This window comes from Sphingobium sp. Ant17 (genome assembly GCF_000588875.1).
Classification (GTDB): Bacteria; Pseudomonadota; Alphaproteobacteria; order Sphingomonadales; family Sphingomonadaceae; genus Sphingobium.
Map to the genome: position 1 here is coordinate 24,516 of NZ_JEMV01000033.1, position 18,299 is coordinate 42,814.

General features: G+C 62.5%; 19 protein-coding genes. 10 read left to right on the forward strand and 9 right to left on the reverse strand.

The features are described 5' to 3' along the window. The first annotated feature begins 476 nt into the window (after positions 1–476). The 7 genes from clpB (at position 477) to BF95_RS15195 (ending at position 7,146) form a co-directional block, all read left to right on the forward strand. Complete coding sequence (clpB, locus tag BF95_RS15170; protein ID WP_043152246.1) at positions 477–3,056, forward strand: ATP-dependent chaperone ClpB; 2,580 nt, start codon at positions 477–479, stop codon at positions 3,054–3,056. 54 nt (positions 3,057–3,110) lie between these two features. After that, entirely contained in the window at positions 3,111–3,716 is a 606-nt protein-coding gene (locus BF95_RS15175; protein WP_235209774.1) for an HdeD family acid-resistance protein, read from the forward strand. A gap of 97 nt (positions 3,717–3,813) precedes the next feature. After that, entirely contained in the window at positions 3,814–4,713 is a 900-nt protein-coding gene (locus tag BF95_RS15180; protein ID WP_043152248.1) for a DnaJ C-terminal domain-containing protein, read from the forward strand. After that, positions 4,710–5,051, forward strand: a complete 342-nt coding sequence (locus tag BF95_RS15185) for a chaperone modulator CbpM (RefSeq protein ID WP_051520051.1) — start codon at positions 4,710–4,712, stop codon at positions 5,049–5,051. Before BF95_RS15180 ends, BF95_RS15185 begins: the two co-directional genes overlap by 4 nt. A 151-nt stretch (positions 5,052–5,202) precedes the next feature. After that, complete coding sequence (locus BF95_RS15190) at positions 5,203–5,784, forward strand: RNA polymerase sigma factor (protein ID WP_043152251.1); 582 nt, start codon at positions 5,203–5,205, stop codon at positions 5,782–5,784. Between the two features lie 218 nt (positions 5,785–6,002). Continuing rightward, complete coding sequence (locus BF95_RS31100; RefSeq protein WP_443018375.1) at positions 6,003–6,293, forward strand: GFA family protein; 291 nt, start codon at positions 6,003–6,005, stop codon at positions 6,291–6,293. 520 nt (positions 6,294–6,813) lie between these two features. Next, on the forward strand, positions 6,814–7,146 hold the full coding sequence (locus BF95_RS15195) for a helix-turn-helix domain-containing protein (RefSeq protein WP_043152295.1): 333 nt from the start codon (positions 6,814–6,816) through the stop codon (positions 7,144–7,146). Between the two features lie 29 nt (positions 7,147–7,175). Here the strand turns inward: BF95_RS15195 and BF95_RS15200 are convergent, their stop codons facing one another. The 5 genes from BF95_RS15200 to BF95_RS15220 form a co-directional block, all read right to left on the reverse strand. Next, the gene (locus tag BF95_RS15200) at positions 7,176–7,559 is read right to left on the reverse strand and encodes a hypothetical protein (protein WP_051520052.1); all 384 of its coding nucleotides are present in this window, start codon (positions 7,557–7,559) and stop codon (positions 7,176–7,178) included. A gap of 197 nt (positions 7,560–7,756) precedes the next feature. Then, positions 7,757–8,032, reverse strand: a complete 276-nt coding sequence (locus BF95_RS15205) for an HU family DNA-binding protein (RefSeq protein ID WP_043152252.1) — start codon at positions 8,030–8,032, stop codon at positions 7,757–7,759. Positions 8,033–8,075: 43 nt separating this feature from the next. Further along, entirely contained in the window at positions 8,076–8,990 is a 915-nt protein-coding gene (locus BF95_RS15210; RefSeq protein ID WP_043152254.1) for a HEPN domain-containing protein, read from the reverse strand. A 19-nt stretch (positions 8,991–9,009) separates the two neighbouring features. Next, positions 9,010–9,462, reverse strand: a complete 453-nt coding sequence (locus tag BF95_RS15215; RefSeq protein WP_043152255.1) for a type II toxin-antitoxin system VapC family toxin — start codon at positions 9,460–9,462, stop codon at positions 9,010–9,012. Beyond that, a complete protein-coding gene (locus tag BF95_RS15220; RefSeq protein ID WP_043152257.1) occupies positions 9,459–9,755 on the reverse strand; it encodes a type II toxin-antitoxin system Phd/YefM family antitoxin in 297 nt (98 codons plus the stop codon). Before BF95_RS15220 ends, BF95_RS15215 begins: the two co-directional genes overlap by 4 nt. A 560-nt stretch (positions 9,756–10,315) precedes the next feature. Between BF95_RS15220 and BF95_RS15225 the strand changes: the two genes are divergently transcribed. From BF95_RS15225 to BF95_RS15235, 3 genes are all read left to right on the forward strand, one after another. Next, positions 10,316–10,561, forward strand: coding sequence for a type II toxin-antitoxin system Phd/YefM family antitoxin (locus BF95_RS15225; protein ID WP_235209775.1), 246 nt, complete (start codon positions 10,316–10,318; stop codon positions 10,559–10,561). A gap of 88 nt (positions 10,562–10,649) precedes the next feature. Further along, entirely contained in the window at positions 10,650–10,940 is a 291-nt protein-coding gene (locus tag BF95_RS15230; RefSeq protein WP_235209776.1) for a type II toxin-antitoxin system VapC family toxin, read from the forward strand. 104 nt (positions 10,941–11,044) lie between these two features. Beyond that, entirely contained in the window at positions 11,045–11,518 is a 474-nt protein-coding gene (locus BF95_RS15235) for a hypothetical protein (protein WP_043152260.1), read from the forward strand. Here the strand turns inward: BF95_RS15235 and BF95_RS15240 are convergent. Genes BF95_RS15240 through BF95_RS15255 form a run of 4 tightly spaced genes read right to left on the reverse strand, consistent with a single transcriptional unit; the run spans position 11,515 to position 18,265 of the window. Beyond that, positions 11,515–15,282, reverse strand: coding sequence for a conjugal transfer protein TraG N-terminal domain-containing protein (locus tag BF95_RS15240; RefSeq protein ID WP_043152264.1), 3,768 nt, complete (start codon positions 15,280–15,282; stop codon positions 11,515–11,517). The two genes, BF95_RS15235 and BF95_RS15240, sit on opposite strands and share 4 nt — an antisense overlap. 9 nt (positions 15,283–15,291) lie before the next feature. Then, positions 15,292–16,716 carry a conjugal transfer protein TraH gene (locus BF95_RS15245; protein WP_043152265.1) on the reverse strand — a complete coding sequence of 475 codons (1,425 nt, stop codon included), beginning with the start codon at positions 16,714–16,716 and terminating at the stop codon, positions 15,292–15,294. 53 nt (positions 16,717–16,769) lie between these two features. Further along, positions 16,770–17,345, reverse strand: a complete 576-nt coding sequence (locus BF95_RS15250; protein ID WP_043152300.1) for a hypothetical protein — start codon at positions 17,343–17,345, stop codon at positions 16,770–16,772. Further along, positions 17,345–18,265 carry a conjugal transfer protein TraF gene (locus BF95_RS15255; protein ID WP_081764181.1) on the reverse strand — a complete coding sequence of 307 codons (921 nt, stop codon included), beginning with the start codon at positions 18,263–18,265 and terminating at the stop codon, positions 17,345–17,347. The genes BF95_RS15250 and BF95_RS15255 overlap by 1 nt, the downstream gene beginning before the upstream one ends. Between the last annotated feature and the right edge of the window lie 34 nt (positions 18,266–18,299).

Here is an 18,299-nt window from a genome sequence, read left to right on the forward strand (position 1 = left end):
GAGTCGCCATAATCGGAACGACGATCAGATCGGGCCGGGCCGGGCCGGTTTCACCTGCGGCGCGTCCGCATCAATGGGAAAGGAGCGACATAGAAAGGAGGCACGGCCATGTCGCAGCCATTTCGCCAGAGGTGGGCAGCACAAGCGCTCTTCTCTCCAGCCATGTCCGGCGGCAGCCGATCGGCAGATAGCCATGAACATCGCCGGTCCGGACTTGGCTGAATTCCGCGCCCATCGGAACATCCCGTATATTTCTGGGCTTCGGCTTGAAAGATAAGCGCCAAGAATTCTGAGCGAACGAGAGAGGGGGAACACGCTATGCCAAGAAATCTCCGACTTTGCCGAACCAATCGATAGGGCCTTCATCGGCCGTGTTGGAATCGGTTCGATAACCCTTGGCCATCACGTGCGACGTCGAACCGACAATGGGGTGAGACGCGATCGGTACTCACGCCAAACGGAAAAACGAGGAATCAATGAATCTCGAAAAATTCACCGATCGCGCCAAGGGCTTCCTCCAGAGCGCGCAAACCGTCGCGATCCGCATGAGCCATCAGCGGATAAGCCCGGAACATCTTCTGAAAGCTTTGCTCGAGGATGAGCAGGGCATGGCAAGCGGCCTCATCCGCGCGGCAGGCGGCGATCCCGCCGTGGCGACGCGGCAGACCGACGCCGCGCTCGCCAAGGTGCCATCGGTTTCAGGCAGCGGCGCGCAATCGGCCCCGAGCCTCGATAATGATGCTATGCTGGTGCTCGATCAGGCCGAGCAGGTCGCGCAGAAGGCGGGCGACAGCTATGTCACCGTCGAGCGGCTGCTTCTTGCGCTAGCGCTGGCCTCAAACACCGCGGCCGGCAAGTCCCTGGCCTCAGCGGGCTTGAAGGCAGAAGCGCTGAATGCGGCGATCAGCGCGCTGCGCAAGGGAAAGACTGCGGACACGGCCTCGGCCGAGGATCGCTACGACGCGCTCAAGAAGTTCGCACGCGACCTCACCGAAGCGGCCCGCGAAGGCAAGCTCGATCCGGTCATCGGCCGCGATGAGGAGATCCGTCGCACCATCCAGATCCTTGCCAGGCGCACGAAGAACAATCCCGTCCTCATCGGCGAACCCGGCGTCGGCAAGACCGCGATCGCCGAAGGGCTCGCCCTGCGCATCGCCAATGGCGACGTGCCCGATACGCTCAAGGACCGCGCGCTGATGGCGCTCGACATGGGCAGCCTGATCGCCGGGGCCAAATATCGCGGCGAGTTCGAGGAGCGGCTGAAGGGTGTGCTCGATGAGGTGAAGGCCGCCGAGGGCCATATCGTCCTGTTCATCGACGAGATGCATACGCTAATCGGCGCCGGCAAGGGCGAAGGCGCGATGGACGCATCCAACCTGCTCAAGCCCGCGCTCGCGCGCGGCGAACTCCATTGCATCGGCGCGACCACGCTCGATGAATATCGCAAGCATGTCGAGAAGGATCCAGCCCTCCAGCGGCGCTTCCAGCCCGTCTTCGTCGGTGAGCCCACGGTCGAAGATACCATCTCGATCCTGCGCGGCCTGAAGGAAAAATATGAGCTGCACCATGGCGTGCGCATCACCGATGGCGCGCTGGTCTCGGCGGCGACCTTGTCCCACCGCTACATCACCGACCGCTTCCTGCCGGACAAGGCGATCGACCTCATGGATGAGGCGGCCTCGCGCCTGCGTATGGAAGTCGAATCCAAGCCCGAGGAGATCGAGAATCTCGATCGGCGCATCATCCAGCTCAAGATCGAGCGGGAGGCGCTGAAAAAGGAGACCGACAAGGCGTCGAAGGACCGACTGGAGACGCTGGAGCAGGATCTCGCCAATCTCGAGCAGCAATCGGCTGAACTCACCTCGCGCTGGCAGGCCGAGAAGGAAAAGATCGCGGGTGAGAGCCGTATCAAGGAACAGCTCGACGCTGCACGCATCGAGCTCGACCAGGCGCAGCGCTCGGGCGACCTCGCCAAGGCAGGCGAACTGCAATACGGCACCATTCCCACGCTCGAAAAGCAGCTGGCCGATGCGGCGGGCGCAGCCGAAGGCGCAATGCTGCGCGAGGAGGTGACAGCGGAGGACATCGCCGGCGTCGTCGCGCGCTGGACCGGCATTCCGGTCGAGCGAATGATGACCGGCGAACGCGAGAAGCTGCTCGCCATGGAAGAGACGATTGGCAAGCGCGTCATCGGCCAGGCCGATGCGGTCCGCGCCGTGTCGACCGCCGTGCGCCGCGCGCGTGCCGGTCTGCAGGATCCCAATCGGCCCCTGGGCTCATTCCTGTTCCTAGGGCCCACAGGCGTCGGCAAGACCGAGCTCACCAAGGCGCTCGCCGGCTTCCTGTTCGACGACGACAACGCGATGGTTCGCATCGATATGAGCGAGTTCATGGAGAAACACTCGGTCGCCAGGCTGATCGGCGCCCCTCCGGGCTACGTCGGCTATGAAGAGGGCGGCGTGCTGACCGAAGCGGTTCGCCGCCGCCCCTATCAGGTCGTCCTCTTCGACGAGGTCGAGAAGGCGCATGGCGACGTGTTCAACATTCTCCTGCAGGTGCTCGACGACGGGCGGCTGACCGACGGCCAGGGCCGCACGGTCGACTTCACCAACACCATCATCGTGCTGACCAGCAATCTGGGCAGCCAGTATATTGCGGGCCTCGCCGACGACGAATCGGTCGAGAAGGTCGAGGACCAGGTGATGGAAATCGTCCGCGGCCATTTCCGACCGGAATTCCTCAACCGCCTCGACGAGATTATTCTGTTCCACAGGCTGGGCGCCGACCATATGGCGCCCATCGTCGATATTCAGGTCGCCCGCGTCGGCAAGCTGCTCCAGGACCGCAAGATCACGCTCGACCTCACCGATGCGGCCCGCGCCTGGCTCGGCCGCGCCGGCTATGATCCGGTCTACGGCGCGCGGCCATTGAAACGCGCGGTGCAACGCTTTCTCCAGGATCCGCTCGCCGACTTGATCCTCCAGGGCGAGATCCGCGACGGATCGACCGTCCATATCGATGAGGGTGACGGAGTACTCGTGCTGAATATAGGCTAAGAGTTACGATGGCCGCCTGGAATAGCGTGGGACTGAATTGGGCGACAGCAGCAGTTGACGAAGGATTGCCCGAACGAATTAGGGAGAAAGCTTATGAGCGCGCACGAAGCAAATAAGGGGGTCTGGGGTTCGCCGTTTCCGGCATCCACCGGTTGGGGATGGGTTCTGACCTATGGCGTGCTCCTGATCCTGGGCGGGATCCTGGCTTTCCTGAACCCGCTCGCGACGGGCTTTGCCGCCGGCGTGATCTTCGGAGCGATATTGCTTGCCTATGGCGTCATCGCGATAGTCGCTGGACTGTCAGCCTTTTCCACCCGATCGAAGGTGCTGGAGTTGCTCCTCGGCGTCGTGGCGGTACTCGCAGGCCTCTTCGTGCTGTTCGATCCATTCCAGGGTGCCGCATCGCTCGCTTGGGCGATCGGGCTGTGGCTGTTCGTCTCAGGATTTTCCCAGCTTTTCTATGGACTGAAAGGTACGCATGACAAGGGATGGAGGCTGTTGCTCGGCGTCGTCGATATCGGGCTGGGTACCTATCTGGTGATCAGCGGCCCGCTGGCAGGGCTTGCCTTCGTGGCGGCGATCATCGGCTTCAGCTTTCTCTTCCGCGGTGTTTTCCTTATCTCACTTGCCTTTGGCCTGAGGCGGCTGAAGTCCGCGTGACGAGGGGATGCGGCCAGGAGATGGATATACCGAGGCTGACGGCGAATGCTGCGGAAGGGTTCGCGCCGATCCTCAGCGCGGCCAGGAGGCGTAGCAGGTGAGCAATCCATATGAAGTTCTCGGCGTCGCCGCGTCCGCGAGCGGGGACGATATCCAGAAAGCGTATCGCAAGCTCGCGAAGAAGCTCCATCCGGACCTCAACCCTGGCGACAAGTCGGCCGAGGACAAGTTCAAGCAAGTCGCAGGCGCCTACGATCTGCTGAGCAACCCGGAGAAACGCAGGCGTTACGACACGGGCGAGATCGACGAGACCGGCGCAGAGCGGCCCCAACAGCAATATTATCGTGACTATGCCGGGTCGGACCCCGGCCATTATTCGAGTAACGCTGGCTTTGCGGATTTTGCCGCAGGCGACGATCCGTTCGCCGAACTCTTCCGTCGCAGCGCACAGGCGCGCGCCAATCGCCGCGGGCAAGACCTGCACTATCGCCTTTCGGTCAGCTTCGTGGAGTCGATCACCGGCGGTTCACAGCGGATAACCCTGCCAGCGGGCGGCACGCTCGACGTGACGATCCCGGCGGGCGTCGTTGATGGTCAATCGCTGCGCCTCAAGGGCAAGGGCGCACCTGGCGCCGGCAAGGGCGGCCCAGGAGACGCATATATCGAGATCGAGGTTCGATCCGACCCACGCTTCCTCCGCAATGGCGACGACATCACGATCGACGTTCCGATCTCGCTGAGGGAAGCCGTCCTCGGCGGCAAGATCCGCGTTCCCACGCCAACCGGTGATGTGACGATGACCGTGCCGGCCAATTCGAACAGTGGCAGCACGCTGCGCCTCAAAGGCAAGGGTGCCCCTCGGCTGGGCGGCGGTCGTGGCGATCAATTCGTGAAGCTCAGGATCGTGCTGCCCAAGCCGGCCGATCCGGAACTCATACAATTCGTTTCGACCTGGGAAGCCGGCAAGAATTTCAATCCTCGTGAGGCCTTGCGATGATAGACTTGGACGAATTTCTATCCCACTCGGGGATCGAACTCCACTCGCTCGAGCAGTGGATCGATCGCGAATGGCTCCTTGGCGAGCGCAGATCCACGACCATCGTCCTGACCGACATGGACGCGGCCCGCGCGCGCCTCATACATGATCTGAAGCGAGACTTCGGCGTGAACGACGAAGGCGTCGACATCGTGCTCCACCTCGTGGATCAACTGCATGGCCTTCGCCAGGTGCTCGCACAGATGCGAACGGAAACGCAGGCGGCGCGGCGCCGGGATATCCGGCGATCGCGAGGCCGCAAACCTGGTCCGATTCTGGCTCCGCGGCGCAGGTCGTAACCGGGCCATGAGTCTTGGTGAAAGGGCCTAGCTCCTCACAACATCTGCGCCACAGCTTCTATCCGCACCGAACTCGGTCAGCTGCGGTGAGAGCAAACAACGAGTTCACGTCGGAATTGGCGAACCGATCCCTGCTAAAGTCTGGAAGGCAATGATTGACGACTCGGAACCACTCCAGCCTGCGCAGGCGAGCGAATTCGACGCTTCGTTCCAAGCGACCAACCAGAGCCCGGTTGAGCAACTTCTTGCCCTTCTTGAGATTGAATATGGGGCGCTGCAAATGCGCCTCTCGGCGCATCTGCGTTCCTCCGAGGCTGCAGCTGAGGCGCTCCACGACGTCTATGTCAAGCTGAGGGCGGACCCGTCTATCGGCGATCTCCATAACCCACGCTTCTACCTCTACCGGATGGCCATCAATCTCGCAAAGAACAGGAGGCGGAGCGACTGGCGCGCGATCAACATGGAGGATGCTGGGCTTCTCGATATTCCGGACAATGCGCCGAGTCAGGAAGCCGCCACCTTGGCCACGGACGAAATGACGCGAGCTTTGCAGGCGCTTCATACCCTCCCGCCTCGGCGGCAGGCAATATTCCTGGCCAAGTGGCGCGACGAGAAATCGCAAAGCGAGATTGCCGCCGAGTTCGGGTTGCACAAGCGCACGGTTCAAAAGGAGCTCACTCGAGCGGAGATATATCTGAGGAAGGTCTTACGTCGTCCCAAGCGGCCGGTCTGACTGGCGCTGATGCCGCTCGAAAGGCTAGTCGAGGCCCACGTCCGTGCCACCGAACGGTTGCACGGGGACGACATTACCGTACCGGTTTAACCTGGTATGGCGTTCCCTTGTCATCGTATTTGTTGCAGATCTAACAAACCAAGGCTTGTCCGGTTGAGTGCAGGAGATGCTGGCATGAAGCATGAGGGAAGCTGCACTGCGGGACAATCCGCGTTGCGATTGAGGATGATCCTGTCGATGCCGGTGAGTGCAATTGCTCGATCTGCCGGCGAACCGGAGCACTGTGGACCTACCGCTCGCCCAGCCAAGTGAAAGTCGCGGGCATGGGCGTAGGCTATGTACAGGGCGACGCCACCCTGACGTTGTGGCATTGCGCGACATGTGGCGTCACCACCCACTGGAGCCCCCGCGATCCGACGTACGACCGGATGGGCATCAATCTCAGACTATTTGACCCGGCGTTGTGGAATGGGCTGCCCCGCCGGTTCATCGACGGCGCGAGTTGGTGAGGTATGGTGACTCCCAAGGCCGCAACTGTAATGATTTGGGCCATATCGTCATAAGACGGATCGCTGGCCGTTAACCTGCCTTCCGCGCCAGAAAGCAGATTTTCCGGTCCCCACGACATCATTGCTCCTCTGGGCGTCCGCTGAAGCCGCCATTCGGTGGCGGCCTGCGGTCTTCACCGGATGGCTACGGGAGGCCCGGCGCTGAACTCGGACAAAAAAGTGGGGCGCATTTTGGATCGCCAATGTGTCCCCCCATTGGGAATAGTAGGGCTTCCTCCTTCGAACGCGCCTCGGCTTGCGCCCTAGCGTCTCCTGGTGGTGGCCGATGAGGCAGGGCGCTGAGGTCCCCGGCGCAAGCAATCTGCCTCGCAACCCGTTGGGGGTCGCCATGGCGGCTTTTGGAAGTGTGGGCGCGAGCGCGACGTCGTGCGCGCGGTTGGCGCAGACTAAAACACAATCTGTGCCGACCGGACGGCAGAAGGGTTTCGGGGGACCCAGAGGAGAGACGAGCAGTCGGCCGATGCTTGCCCCCTGGCAGGTCAGTCTGGCCATGCGCACGATGCGGTGTAATCTCAGCAACGCAATCTCGATCTCCGAAATCGCGTCTCTGTGCCGATTGTCGCTCTGCTATTTTGTGCGAGCTTTCACGAACACGGTTGGGATCGCACCCTATGCCTGGTTTGTTCAGCAGCGCATCGTGTGCGCAAAACGCCTCTTGGCCGATACCGCGCTACCCCTGGTGCAAGTCGCTCTCGAGTGCGGATTCTCCGACCAGGCCCACTTCACCAAAGCGTTTGCCAAGGCATCCGGCATAACGCCTGCAAAATGGCGCCGTCAGATTTGCGCGTGCTGAGCTTTCATAGCGCGGGCAAGGCTGATCTCTCAGTCCTTCCTTTCGCCTTCCGCTCCTCGAGAAGCCGCACGGCGATTGGCGAAGGCGAGCAGGGCAGGGTCATGCTCAGGCCGATTCCAGCGTGCAGAATCCCGCAGAACCACCACATCCTCAAGATGCGTGAGAAACGTGTAGACCTTGTTGACGATGTCGATCATCAACGCCATCATTTCTGCATCGGAGATCCGCGAAAGCTGGTTCCATGGGATGTCACCAAAGGGCGTAACCACCTTCACATCGCTAAAATCGCCGACCGCTGTTCCTGGGGTCGTGCCAGCATGGAGATCCTCCAGTTGAGAATTGCGTACACAATTCTCAACGAGGGCCAGCGCGAGCCACCGCGCAGCGGCATCGGATATATCTTCAGCTGCCACAACTTTCTCCCGGATAGAAACCCTTTATGCCGTTTCGCTGGACATTGGCAGAGTGGGCGGCAATCGATAGACGCCTGCCATGCCGCTTCATGCTCACCATGATACGACGCGGAGAGGCGAATGCTGAAGGTTTGTGGAGACGATGAGGTCGTATGACGGCTTGACCGGCGATTCATCAATCGCCGGTCGTTAGGAATTCAGCCGTTCAGCTTATCCCTGATCGCCTTGGCTGGCGCGAAGGTGAGCTTTTTCGACGCGGCGATCTGGATGGTTGCGCCCGTAGCCGGATTGCGTCCCTCCCGCGCCAGCGTGTCTTTGACCTTGAACTTGCCAAAGCCGTTGAGCGAGATTTCCTCGCCGTTCGAGGCGGATTCCGCGATTGCGGCAAAGACCGTATCAACCGCCTTGCGGGCATCAGCCTTTGTGACGCCGATCACCGCTGCCAGCTTTTCGGCCAAGTCGCTGTTGTTCATTCATTTCCTCCTGCAAGGCTCGTCTGAATATGGGATAAAGCGCCTATAGCTCGGCGCGCAGCTCTGACAGCCTCTCCTGGCAGAGTTCGTTGACGATCGTGCCAAGCACCTCGACACGCTCGGAGAGGTACGCGAATTCCTCCTCCGTCATCTTGAAATGCTCGGAATGCCGGGCTTTCACATAGGCATCCTTGAGCTTGTTGAAGTGCGCTTCCTGCTTGCGGGTCTCCCTTGGCCAGGCCTCGACGAGGCGCGCAGAAATCGCTTCAGCGCGCGTCCGAAGGAATTTGATATTGTGGCTATAGGGCGTGTAGAAGGTGTAGACGAGAAGAACGCAGTAATAGAGACGTTCGCACGCCTGTTGAAGATTATAGGCTGCGTCGGGAAATTGCTTGTTGTCGTAGGCAAACTGATAAAGCATCCGCGACGATATAGCGAGGCCGAACCACTGGTCGAAATAACCCTTCGCCATGTCATAGGCTTGCTGCGGGGTCTTGGGCTTGGGCTCGTGCAGTTCGCTGTTGTCGACTTGATACAGCGCAATGCCATCGCGCGCGATGTCCATAAAGAAATAGCGGCCATGAGCCAGCCCATCGTTCACTTCCTGCAGCGTGTGAACGATGAAATTGACCGGCGTGCGCAGGCGGTTGAGGATCATGGTTTCCCGGTCGAGGCGTTCTTCCGCTTTCTCCCAATATTCGGCTCTGTCCGTCAGCTCCTTCTGGTTGACGATGATGAGAAGGTCGAAATCCGATCGATAGCCCCTCTCGGTATGCGGCTCATGCACCCACCGTCCGGTCGCATAGGAGCCGTAGAGGATGATCTTGAGGATGCGGCCAAGCTTGCGCGGCCCAGTCGGCTGGCCAAGCGCGTCCTCGAACTCCTCAAAGAGGATCCGGATGACCCGATCGAGTTCGCGCCGCTTGTTTACCGGAAGATGGTCGAGTTCGGTTTTCATCGTCTCATCGTCATTCGGGTCATGTGAGAGGGAAGCGCGAAGGCTCGTCTTCCCACGGGTTGAAGATCACGGCGCCGCTGTGGCGAGTATCCTTGATGTTTCGCGTCACGAGGAAGAGGTCGTGCTCGATCGCGGTTGCCGCGAGCAGCGTATCGATCACCGGCGGGGACTGCCCCGTGCGCCGCTTCACCTCACCCGAAATTGCGCCCCAGCGATAGACGATGGCGTCGTGAACGGAGAGGAGCCGGTCGCTGAAGCGTTCAGCGAGGGCGTCGCGGGCCGCTATATAGCGCGAACGATCCGGATGTTCCGGCTCGAGATTGTGGATGCCTTTATCGAATTCCGCGAGCGCCAGGACGCTCAGGAACATCCGGTGCTCGGGTTGCGCTGTCGCCCATGCCTTGACGCTTGGCGCACCGTTCGGGCTGGCCAACGCAGATACGATATGCGTGTCCAGCAGCCAGCCTTTCACAAGGCGACGTCCCGCCCGCGGTCGATCTCGCGCTCAAGGTCGAGGCCATCGAGTCCGAGGCCCTCGAGGAACGGAACGAACGCAGGTTTGCCCGCATCCCTGGGCAGAAGCCGGTCGAGTTCGTCCACGCTCATCACCACCACGGCCTCCCGGCCGCGGACCGTGACCCGCTGCGGTCCCTCGCTCTGGGCGCGCCGGACCACTTCGCTGAAGCGGGCCTTGGCATCTTCGAGTTTCCACGTACTGCGGGGACCGGATTTCTCACCTTCCGTCTTGCCAACTGCCGTGCCCATTGATTATCTCCTGACTAGCTAGTCAGATATAGACTGCTCTAGCCGCTATCGCAAGACCAATCGCCCCTTCGCGAGCAAACGGCTGATATGACTAAGTCCAAGCTCCGCCCGTGGACCTCCCATGTCAGCCAGGGAGCGTCGGTCTGCGGAGGTGTTCTATCGGCACATCCATCCACTATACTCCGGCGATGTCCACGAAGAACGATTCGTACCAAGGCTCGCTGTTCCGCGAAGGCGATTTGCCCTCACCCAGGCGCAACAGCCTTGCCTCCCGATCCGATACTCAAGGCGATTTGTCTTCAGACCCGCCACCTGCCAGCTTTCACATTCGGGTCCGTCGCGGACCGAAACGTCATCTGCTTGCCCGATTATGGCGCATTCTGCTGCGCAGCCGCCCACATGACGAACCTTGATCCAGACAGTCGCAGGGTACCCGCTGACCAGGGAGCTATGCCCTGACGTGGCCACGGCATTGGGCAAACATCTTGACATGGACCATTCAATAGTCCAAAAATGTTCATGTAGCCGACGGCCAGTGGGAGTTCAACATGCGAGTCTCTGTGAGCGACGCCAAGGCGCAGCTGACCGAGTTGGTGCGGCGGGCCGAAGCTGGAGACGAGATTGTCCTGACGCGACATGGACAACCGGCAGTGAGGTTGGTCCCCGTCCGTCCGGCGAGCGATGGAACGGCGCGCCGCAAGCTCCTGGACGCCGCTCGGATAGCTGGGGCGGCGAAGGCAACCACCGGTCCTGACGCTGCGCATAGCCAGGATTTCCTCTATGGCGACGATGGTTTGCCCGCGTGATCGCGGTCGATACGTCTGCACTGATGGCGATCGTCCTTGATGAACCGCATGCGGCTACCTGTAGCGATGCGATCGAGCTGCGGATGAATTGATCATCTCCGCCGGGACCGTGGCCGAGACTCTGATCGTCTCGGCCCGACGGAACGTCGCCGAGGAAATGGTGAGCCTGATCGACGGGCTTGGCTTCGAGATCGTGAGTGTGACCCCAGCCGCTGCGCGCCGCGTTGCCTCGGCCTATTCCAAGTGGGGAAAGGGCGTTCATGCAGCCGGGCTCAACTTTGGCGACTGCTTCGCCTATGAAGTCGCCAGGGAGCATGGATGTCCTCTCCTCTTCGTAGGGGACGACTTCACCAAGACCGATGTCGAGAGCGCAATATAGTCGGCGAAAGGTCACGCTCCGCCCGAATCTCGCCTTGAGACGACTATGTAGACCGTGGAAATCTGGCCCGATCAGTGATATGGGGCAGTGGAAGGGATTTCCCGATGGGCACTACCATCGACAAACATCAGGTGGAAAGCGCCGCTGACCAGCCGAAGCTGTCGAAGTGGCTCTGGCGGCCTTGGTATGCCAAGCTTTGGTGGTCCGCCATTCCCGTCTGGTGGCTCGGGATGGCAGTGGCGACACGCGTTGACTTTCTCGCGGCATTCTATCGTGGGGCACTCGCGGGCTATCTGAATGTCCTATTCTTCCCGATGACGGCGCTTATGGTGCTGGGCGTCGGCTACGTCCGAGAGCGTCTGGGCCACTTTGTGGGGCAAGGTGATGGAACGCCGCTGTCCGATGAGGAAGCTTCGACTGTGACGAAACGCATTTGGGCGGAGCATGATCGCGCGATGAAAGATCTGGCCGCCACAACTGACATGTTCGACCCGCGGTCGGGAGTACTCTGGATCGGCAACCCGTTGAACCCCCTCAATGCGGGGTACATCAATCCGCACACAGGTAAGCACTCTTAACGCTTCTTGAAGCTGGTGTCGCCGTCACCCGGACTGCTTTCGATATCAGTTGAGAAGCTCCCTTTCGCAAGAACCGAGTTCTGTTCCAGTGACGTCAGCGGCCCGGTGATATCGAAGGTAGCGCGCCCATTATCTGCATTTTTGAGGTAGCGATTGCGTATGCCTTCGTCACCGAGGACGCGGTTTGACAATTCGCGGGAGAATGCTGCTTCCGGGTCGCTGGAACGGGCTGCTGCGCGCTCTGCGGCGGCGATGGATTCGCGAACGTCATAGTTGACGATATCAAGCGTTGACCCCGCAGCCTCACTCGTGGAACCTGTGTCTCTGCTGCTAAACCCAACGCTTGCGCCAACGCGCCCCGACGTTGATTGCATCTTCTGTGGGGCTTGAGTACGCCGGCCCTGTGTTCTTCTTCCGGCCCCTTGCCCGCGTTCACCGATGTCTTCGTTTTCGGATACGCCGACTGAACGGCCGAGTTCCACGTTGACACTGGTACCCATCGTCGTCTGATCTTGGGCCGAACGTGACAGCGTTCTCTGCCAGCCGGTCTGCGCCATGATCGCCTGGACATCGCGCTGGAGCGTGTCGGCGACCTGCGGCTTCAGGCGCCATTCGCCCTTGCGGTCCATCTCGAACCCGCCGCGCAGCCAGTTGGCGAGCATGGCCTGGCCTTCGGCGCCGCCGCCCATGAAATGCTCAATCGTATCCGGTCCCGCCTGCTTGCCGGCCTCGAACCGGGTGCTGGTGTCGCTGCGCGCCGACCGGCTGAAATCCGTTCCGCTGGAGACGAGGAGATCGTTGTGCGCGAAGCTGAAGCGGGCGTGCCCGCCATTGGCGATCGCTCCCAGCTGGCTTTCGTTGATGAGCCCCGCTCTCCACATGGCCGCCGCCGTCTCAGGCGTGAGATTGAGGCCAAGGTCGCCATTCTGGTCCATCGCGATTTGTCGTTTGGTCAGCTGGATGCCGTTGTCGCCCAGAAGCCTTTGCATGCGGGTGAGCCGCTCCCGATCGACGATCGAGGTGAGCCGCTCGTTACGCGCGCGGTCGGCCACGCCCTCGGCGCCGCCCTCGGCCATGTCGACCTGGTTGCCCGCGGTCCGGCTCAATGCCTGGATGAAGCTGTCGAGCCGCGCTGCCTCGCGCGTCGATACGCCGGCTGCCTCCGCGCCCTCGGCAAAGCCGAAATTTTCCGCCTGACGCCGCTGCTCGCCGATCCGCGCCGCGCCGCGCGTGCCTGCGGTTCCGACTTCCCGCTGCGCATCGAGCTTGCCGGAGCGCTCGGCAAAGTCGTACCCAGCCGCCTCGGCCGTCCGTCCGTAGACGCTGGTGCCCTCGCGGCGCGCTTCGGCAGTGGCGCCATCAGCGGTTCCGACCTGCACCGCCATATTGTAGCGCTCAAGGGCCGCCATGACCTGCGCCTCGTTCCTTCCCGTCGCGCGCCCGAGCTGCGTAACGGCGGTGCTTCTCGCCTCGCCAGACAGCGCATTGATGAACCCGACCCGACGCGCCGTCTCGTCGACGGAGAGACCGAGCATCGAAGCCGCCTCTCGCTGGCCGTGATTGCTGCCGCTGCGCCAGCCCTGCTCGGTCGCGACATTGGTGCGCTCGACGCCCGCGACATTATCGCCGGCATAGTCGCGGCGCCCTTCCATCGCACCGACCTGGATCTGCGCCGACGTGAGATCGTTCCTCAGCATCTGCTCCTGGTCGAACGTGTTGGCGATCAGCTTGGCGAAAGTCGGATCGGCCTGGGCCTCTCCGATCACGCCCGAGGCTTTGAGCTCGGCATCGCTCGCCGAATAGCCGGCCCGCTCAAAATGGCGCGTGGCCGCCTGCATCATCATGCCGTAAGCTCGGCTGTCGCCGAACGCGCGCCATTGCACCAGGTTCTGGCTGAAGGCCGCGAACGTCCTCTCGCCGGCCTCACCCTGGCCGAAATAGCCCGTCCCGAGGCTCCTGAGCGCATCCTTCTCGGCAAATTGGTGGATCGCAGTGGTCGCGGCATTGGCCTGAACGGCGCGCGCAACCGCCGGGTCGGCGAGATCCCGGCCAGCCAACGCCGGCGCAAGGCTGCCAAGCTGACGAGAGCCCTCGATGCCGCCAAGCGCCATCGCCGTCCCGCCCGGGGTGCCGGGTCGCTGGCCAAGGATATGACCTGCCTCACCGAAGACGCGGTTGGCGCCGAAGGTCGATCGTTCCCCGAAATCGCCGAAGCTCGATGACGCAGCGGCGCGGGAGCGGGTGCCCAAAGCCGAGGCCTGCGCTTCCAGCGCAGACGCTTGTCCCTCGGCCGTACCCATGGGCGCGGCGGCGGCCGTGCCTTGGCTCGCCACGCCGAGGGAGCCCGACGTGAAGGAGGTGAACACATTGCCGCTGAAGCGGAACACGGTAAAGACGAACGCGCCGGCCAAGCCGGCGGCGGCCGTACGAAAGCTGCCGAAGATCGCCAGCGCCTTCATCGCCGCCGAAGGCGCGAGCAGCCAGGCGTTGGCCGCAAGCGCGTTCGAGCGCAACTCCGCGAGCGTCGCCGTCGCGCGACCGAGCGTGAGCTGATAGATGCCCGCATCGATAACGCCCCAGAGCGCCACAAAGACGAACATGCCGAGCGCAAAGCTCGCGACCCGCAGATTGATCGGCGTCAGGATGAACAGGAGCGCGATCGGGATCATGAACAGCATGATGCCGAACACGGTGGCGCGGATCGTCGGCATCCATTCGTTCGCCACCGACATGGTCGCGAGGCCGTTGGAGATGACTGCCCGATTGGCCATGACTCTCGCCGCACTCGCCGGTGAATCCTCGAACAGCACGTCGCCCACCGTGTTGCCGAGCAGAATGTGCGTCAGGAAGGCCTGCGCACTCAGCGGCCGGCCGAGCATCATCTGGCCCATCTCTCCGACTTGTTGCCGGCATCGTGTCATCTGCTGGACATTGTCCGTGTCATAGCCGGTTCGCGCGCAAATTTGCTTCGTATAGCCGTCGAACAGGACCGGGTCGGACAGGCGATCCGAGATATACGCCCAGGCATCGCTGCAACTGACCGTCGTGCCGCCCTTGTCGGCTTCGGTATAGACCGTTGAGAAGGTAGCGGGGCCTGCCATCGCCGCGAAGGAAGCCGGCAAGTCGGTCGAAGTCCGGAAGAGCTGGTCATCGTCCACGCCATAGGCAGCCGACACCCGCGCCACCGGATAGCATTGCCGGACATAGTCTTTGATTGTCGCGTCCAGGAAGACGTCGGTCATTGGCCCGCGCGGCGAAACGGCGTTCAGGAACAAGTCGAAGCTGTGTCCGCCGGCCCCGAACTCGATCTTGGCATTGGGATCGAGCGTGTTGTCGTCTATCGTCTCGACCATCGCGCGCTCGATCATGTTGGTCGCGCCGGCGACGAGCACGAGCAGGTTGGGAACGCCGCCGACCGGCTGATAGGCGTTGCGCACCCGGTCGTAGACATGGACCGTTCCCGTCGTGGCGACGAGTCCGACGAACAGGCCGACGCCGATGAGGATCTGGAAGCCGAAGGCGACCAGCCCCATGCCAGTCCCGCGCACGCTGGCGATGATCGCGCCGAGGCCGATCCCGACCGTCGCGACGATCATCACCAGCGTCTCGTAACGCGGATCGCCGAAGATCATCGACACCAGCCGGAAAGCCTCGACCGTCTCGGCAAAGCCGTCATAGGTGTGGAAGCTCGTGTCGACCGCCAGGGCGGGGGAAGCGAGGAGCAGGGCGGGAAGGGCGGCAAGAAGCCTTGGAAGCCGGCGCATGACAGGATCCTACTGGTTGCGGGCCGCGGCGCCGGCGGCGTCACGGGCGTCCCGATCGCGCTCGCGCAGGAGCCCGGCATAGTTGGCGGAGAGGTTGGTCTGGTTGAGGGCCGCCATATAGCTCTGGCGCATCTGCGCGCGTTGGCGCAGCACCTCGTCTCTCAAATCCCGTAGCTGCTCGATGCCCTTGGACAGAATCCGCGTCTGGCAGACATTGGCGTTGTTGCTGTCGGCCGACCCCGCCACCGTGGCTCCTCGATCTGCATTGGTCACCGTGAAGTCGATGGTGCGGGTGAGATCGTTGAGCATCTGGTAGGCGAGGGTGAGCGCGACCAGTTCGTCCGTGTCGGCGATCACCGAGTCGACGACGCCCTGGCGCACGCCCCATTCGAGCATGCGATAGACGGGAAGCGTCCGGACATTGGCCACGAACTGCCGTTCCTCGGCCGCCAGCGCAGCGCGCGTGCGGATCTTGGTGGCGATCGACTGCATGCGCTCGCGCGCCAGGACGAGCGCACCGCGTCCGCTGCCGTCCTGCGCGCAGTCGGCGCCGGTGGGCGGGAAATTGAGCGTGCGGCGCTGGACGCGCCCCGTCAGGAAATCCTGCGCGCTTTCCGTGTCCTGCGCGGGGCATTGGGGGATAGCCGTGAAGAGCGGCACTCGGTCGCCATCGTCCCAGCGCATGTACACGTCGCCGACCCGGGCACGCATCACGCTCGCCCAGTCGCCGGCGCCGACCCGCTGCGCGGCGTGGGCGAGGAGCGAGCCGGTGCGGAAAATGTCCGTCACCTCTGCCGGGCAGTTGGCGAGCGCGTCCTTCAAATCCTCGGTGGGATTGTTGTTGTTGGCCTCGATCTTCTCGCGGCTCTGCTGGTAGCTCTTGGCGAACCCTTGCTTGACCGAGCGATAGCCGGTCATCTCCTCGATGATCCCAGACATATTGTCGTCGCCCTTGGCAATCTGCACCATGCGGTTGGCGAGCCGGCAATCGTTGACCTGGATCGAGTTCAGGAAATTGGTCGCCGCTTCCATCTTCGAGATGATGTTCCCCATCTTCTCGTCGAGCGTCTCGAGGAGATACTGGAACGCGACCGCGGGAGCTGCCTGGAGAATGCTTTCGAGCTTCTGGACGAGATAGTCCGGATCGAGGAACGACATACCGCCAAGGAACATGTCGATCCCGCCGCAGCCGGCGCGGACCTTGGGCAGGCTGACCGACATGAGATAGTCGTTGTGGACATCGACGCGGCCCGACATGCCACCGGCCGTGATGTAGCCCCGCGTCTGGTCCTGGAAGCTGCCCGGCGACGTATAGGTCACATTGTCAAACCAGCTCTCGGCCCAGCTCTGCGCGTGAGCGGGAACTGCGGCAACGATCGTCGCGAGGGCAAGGGCGATCAGCGAACGGACGATGGCGCGGTGGCAAGCGAACATGGCGGACTCCGGATGATTGGGGATGACGAAGGAAGGACCGAGGCCGCCATTGCTCAGCGCCTTCCTGCACGCTTCGCCGACAGCCCCACGATGCCGGTGAACTTGGACATGGCCCGGACGCCGACGTCGGGCCTCACCCCCGTCAGCATCTTCGCGGCCAGATAGAGATTGCGGGCCAGATTGGGCGAATGGTCGGTGCCGATCGCCACCGGCACGACACGCGCATCGTCCGCCATCGGCCGCACCCAGGCGACCGGATGTCCGACCCAGGGCAAACCGAGGCGTCCCGACCGGATCATCGCCTCCTGACTGCCGATGGTGCGTACCTGCCAACCATAGCGCGCGCCCAGCGCGGCCAGCTTTGTCCAGAGGTCGCCGCACGGTATGCAGCCGGGGCTTGTCGTCATCTCGATGATGAAGGCGGCGCCATGTCCGCGTAGCGTTGTCGTGAAGTCATCTGGAAAGTCACGCGTGACAGGAACGCGCGAGAGCCAAGCCTGCAGGGTCTTCGCATCGTCGACCGGGTGGATCGCCGCTCGCATCGCGTCCTCGCGGCTAACGGTCTGCGCGGATGCCGAGCCCATGCCGATGACGAGGCCCGGGATGCCGAGGAGGATGAGACCGCGCATCATGGCCTCGGCTCGCTGGAGGTTTTCACGAGATCGCCGCCGAGCGCTCGCGGATCGGTCGCTGATACCGGGCCGTTGCCAAGCGCGTCGAAGAAGCCCGCATCCTCCCCCGGACCGGTCATGAACTGTTCCGGCCGGATGTCGCCGCGCAGCAGGCGGACCGCTTGATAAGCCATCTGCGCGAGGTTGGGATAAGCCTCGACGCCCGAGGCGATGATCATGCGCTGCTGACTTCCTCGGCGAATGACCATCGTCGTCGGTGTGATCTCGACTCCAAACCGCTCCCTCAGGTCGGGCCGCTTGTCCAGATCCATGGGCGTGACCTGCCAGCCCATCTCTTCCTGGAAGCGCTGGATGATCGGCCACTGGACACGGCAATAGCCGCAGGTCGAACGCGAGAACATGACGAGCGCGAACTCGCCCGCATGGGCGCGCAGATAGGACCGGCGAGTGGCGTCCTTCTCGGCGGTCAGCTCGGAGCGCGCGTCGCCCACCATCGGATTAGCGGACTTCGAGTTGAGTTCGGGATATTGCAGCATCGCGATCTGGGTGACGCCGGCGAACGCTCTTGCCTTGCGCCGCGCAAAATCCTGAAGCCGCCAGAAATCCGCGACGGCATCGACCGTCAGCACCGTCGCTGCATAGTCCCGCTGCTGCTCGATGAGCTTGCGAATCTTCGGCGGCGTCCAGGTCGCCAGCTCCGCCATGGGCGGGATGACCGGCTTCACAAGCGCATCCGCCTCGTCTGGCTTTTCGGGAGGCGCAGGCGGCGCCTGATACCACCAATAGCCCTGCTTGGACGCCACGGCAGTCGGGCTCGCGCCTTGCGCACCGACAGATTGGGGAACGGCGAAGAAGGCTGCTCCGGCCAAGCCCACGACGAGAAGCCGATGACGAGGGAGGTACAAATGTATTGACATTGTCGTGGCAAATCGCCAAATGCCGGCAAGGAGT

Excerpts from the sequence above, each read along its gene's own strand:
- clpB (WP_043152246.1), top strand. The coding sequence starts at position 477 with ATGAATCTCGAAAAATTCACCGATCGCGCCAAGGGCTTCCTCCAGAGC.
- BF95_RS15185 (WP_051520051.1), top strand. The coding sequence starts at position 4,710 with ATGATAGACTTGGACGAATTTCTATCCCACTCGGGGATCGAACTCCAC.
- BF95_RS15190 (WP_043152251.1), top strand. The coding sequence starts at position 5,203 with ATGATTGACGACTCGGAACCACTCCAGCCTGCGCAGGCGAGCGAATTC.
- BF95_RS15195 (WP_043152295.1), top strand. The coding sequence starts at position 6,814 with ATGCTTGCCCCCTGGCAGGTCAGTCTGGCCATGCGCACGATGCGGTGT.
- BF95_RS15205 (WP_043152252.1), bottom strand. The coding sequence starts at position 8,032 with ATGAACAACAGCGACTTGGCCGAAAAGCTGGCAGCGGTGATCGGCGTC.
- BF95_RS15210 (WP_043152254.1), bottom strand. The coding sequence starts at position 8,990 with ATGAAAACCGAACTCGACCATCTTCCGGTAAACAAGCGGCGCGAACTC.
- BF95_RS15220 (WP_043152257.1), bottom strand. The coding sequence starts at position 9,755 with ATGGGCACGGCAGTTGGCAAGACGGAAGGTGAGAAATCCGGTCCCCGC.
- BF95_RS15235 (WP_043152260.1), top strand. The coding sequence starts at position 11,045 with ATGGGCACTACCATCGACAAACATCAGGTGGAAAGCGCCGCTGACCAG.
- BF95_RS15240 (WP_043152264.1), bottom strand. The coding sequence starts at position 15,282 with ATGCGCCGGCTTCCAAGGCTTCTTGCCGCCCTTCCCGCCCTGCTCCTC.
- BF95_RS15245 (WP_043152265.1), bottom strand. The coding sequence starts at position 16,716 with ATGTTCGCTTGCCACCGCGCCATCGTCCGTTCGCTGATCGCCCTTGCC.
- BF95_RS15250 (WP_043152300.1), bottom strand. The coding sequence starts at position 17,345 with ATGCGCGGTCTCATCCTCCTCGGCATCCCGGGCCTCGTCATCGGCATG.
- BF95_RS15255 (WP_081764181.1), bottom strand. The coding sequence starts at position 18,265 with ATGTCAATACATTTGTACCTCCCTCGTCATCGGCTTCTCGTCGTGGGC.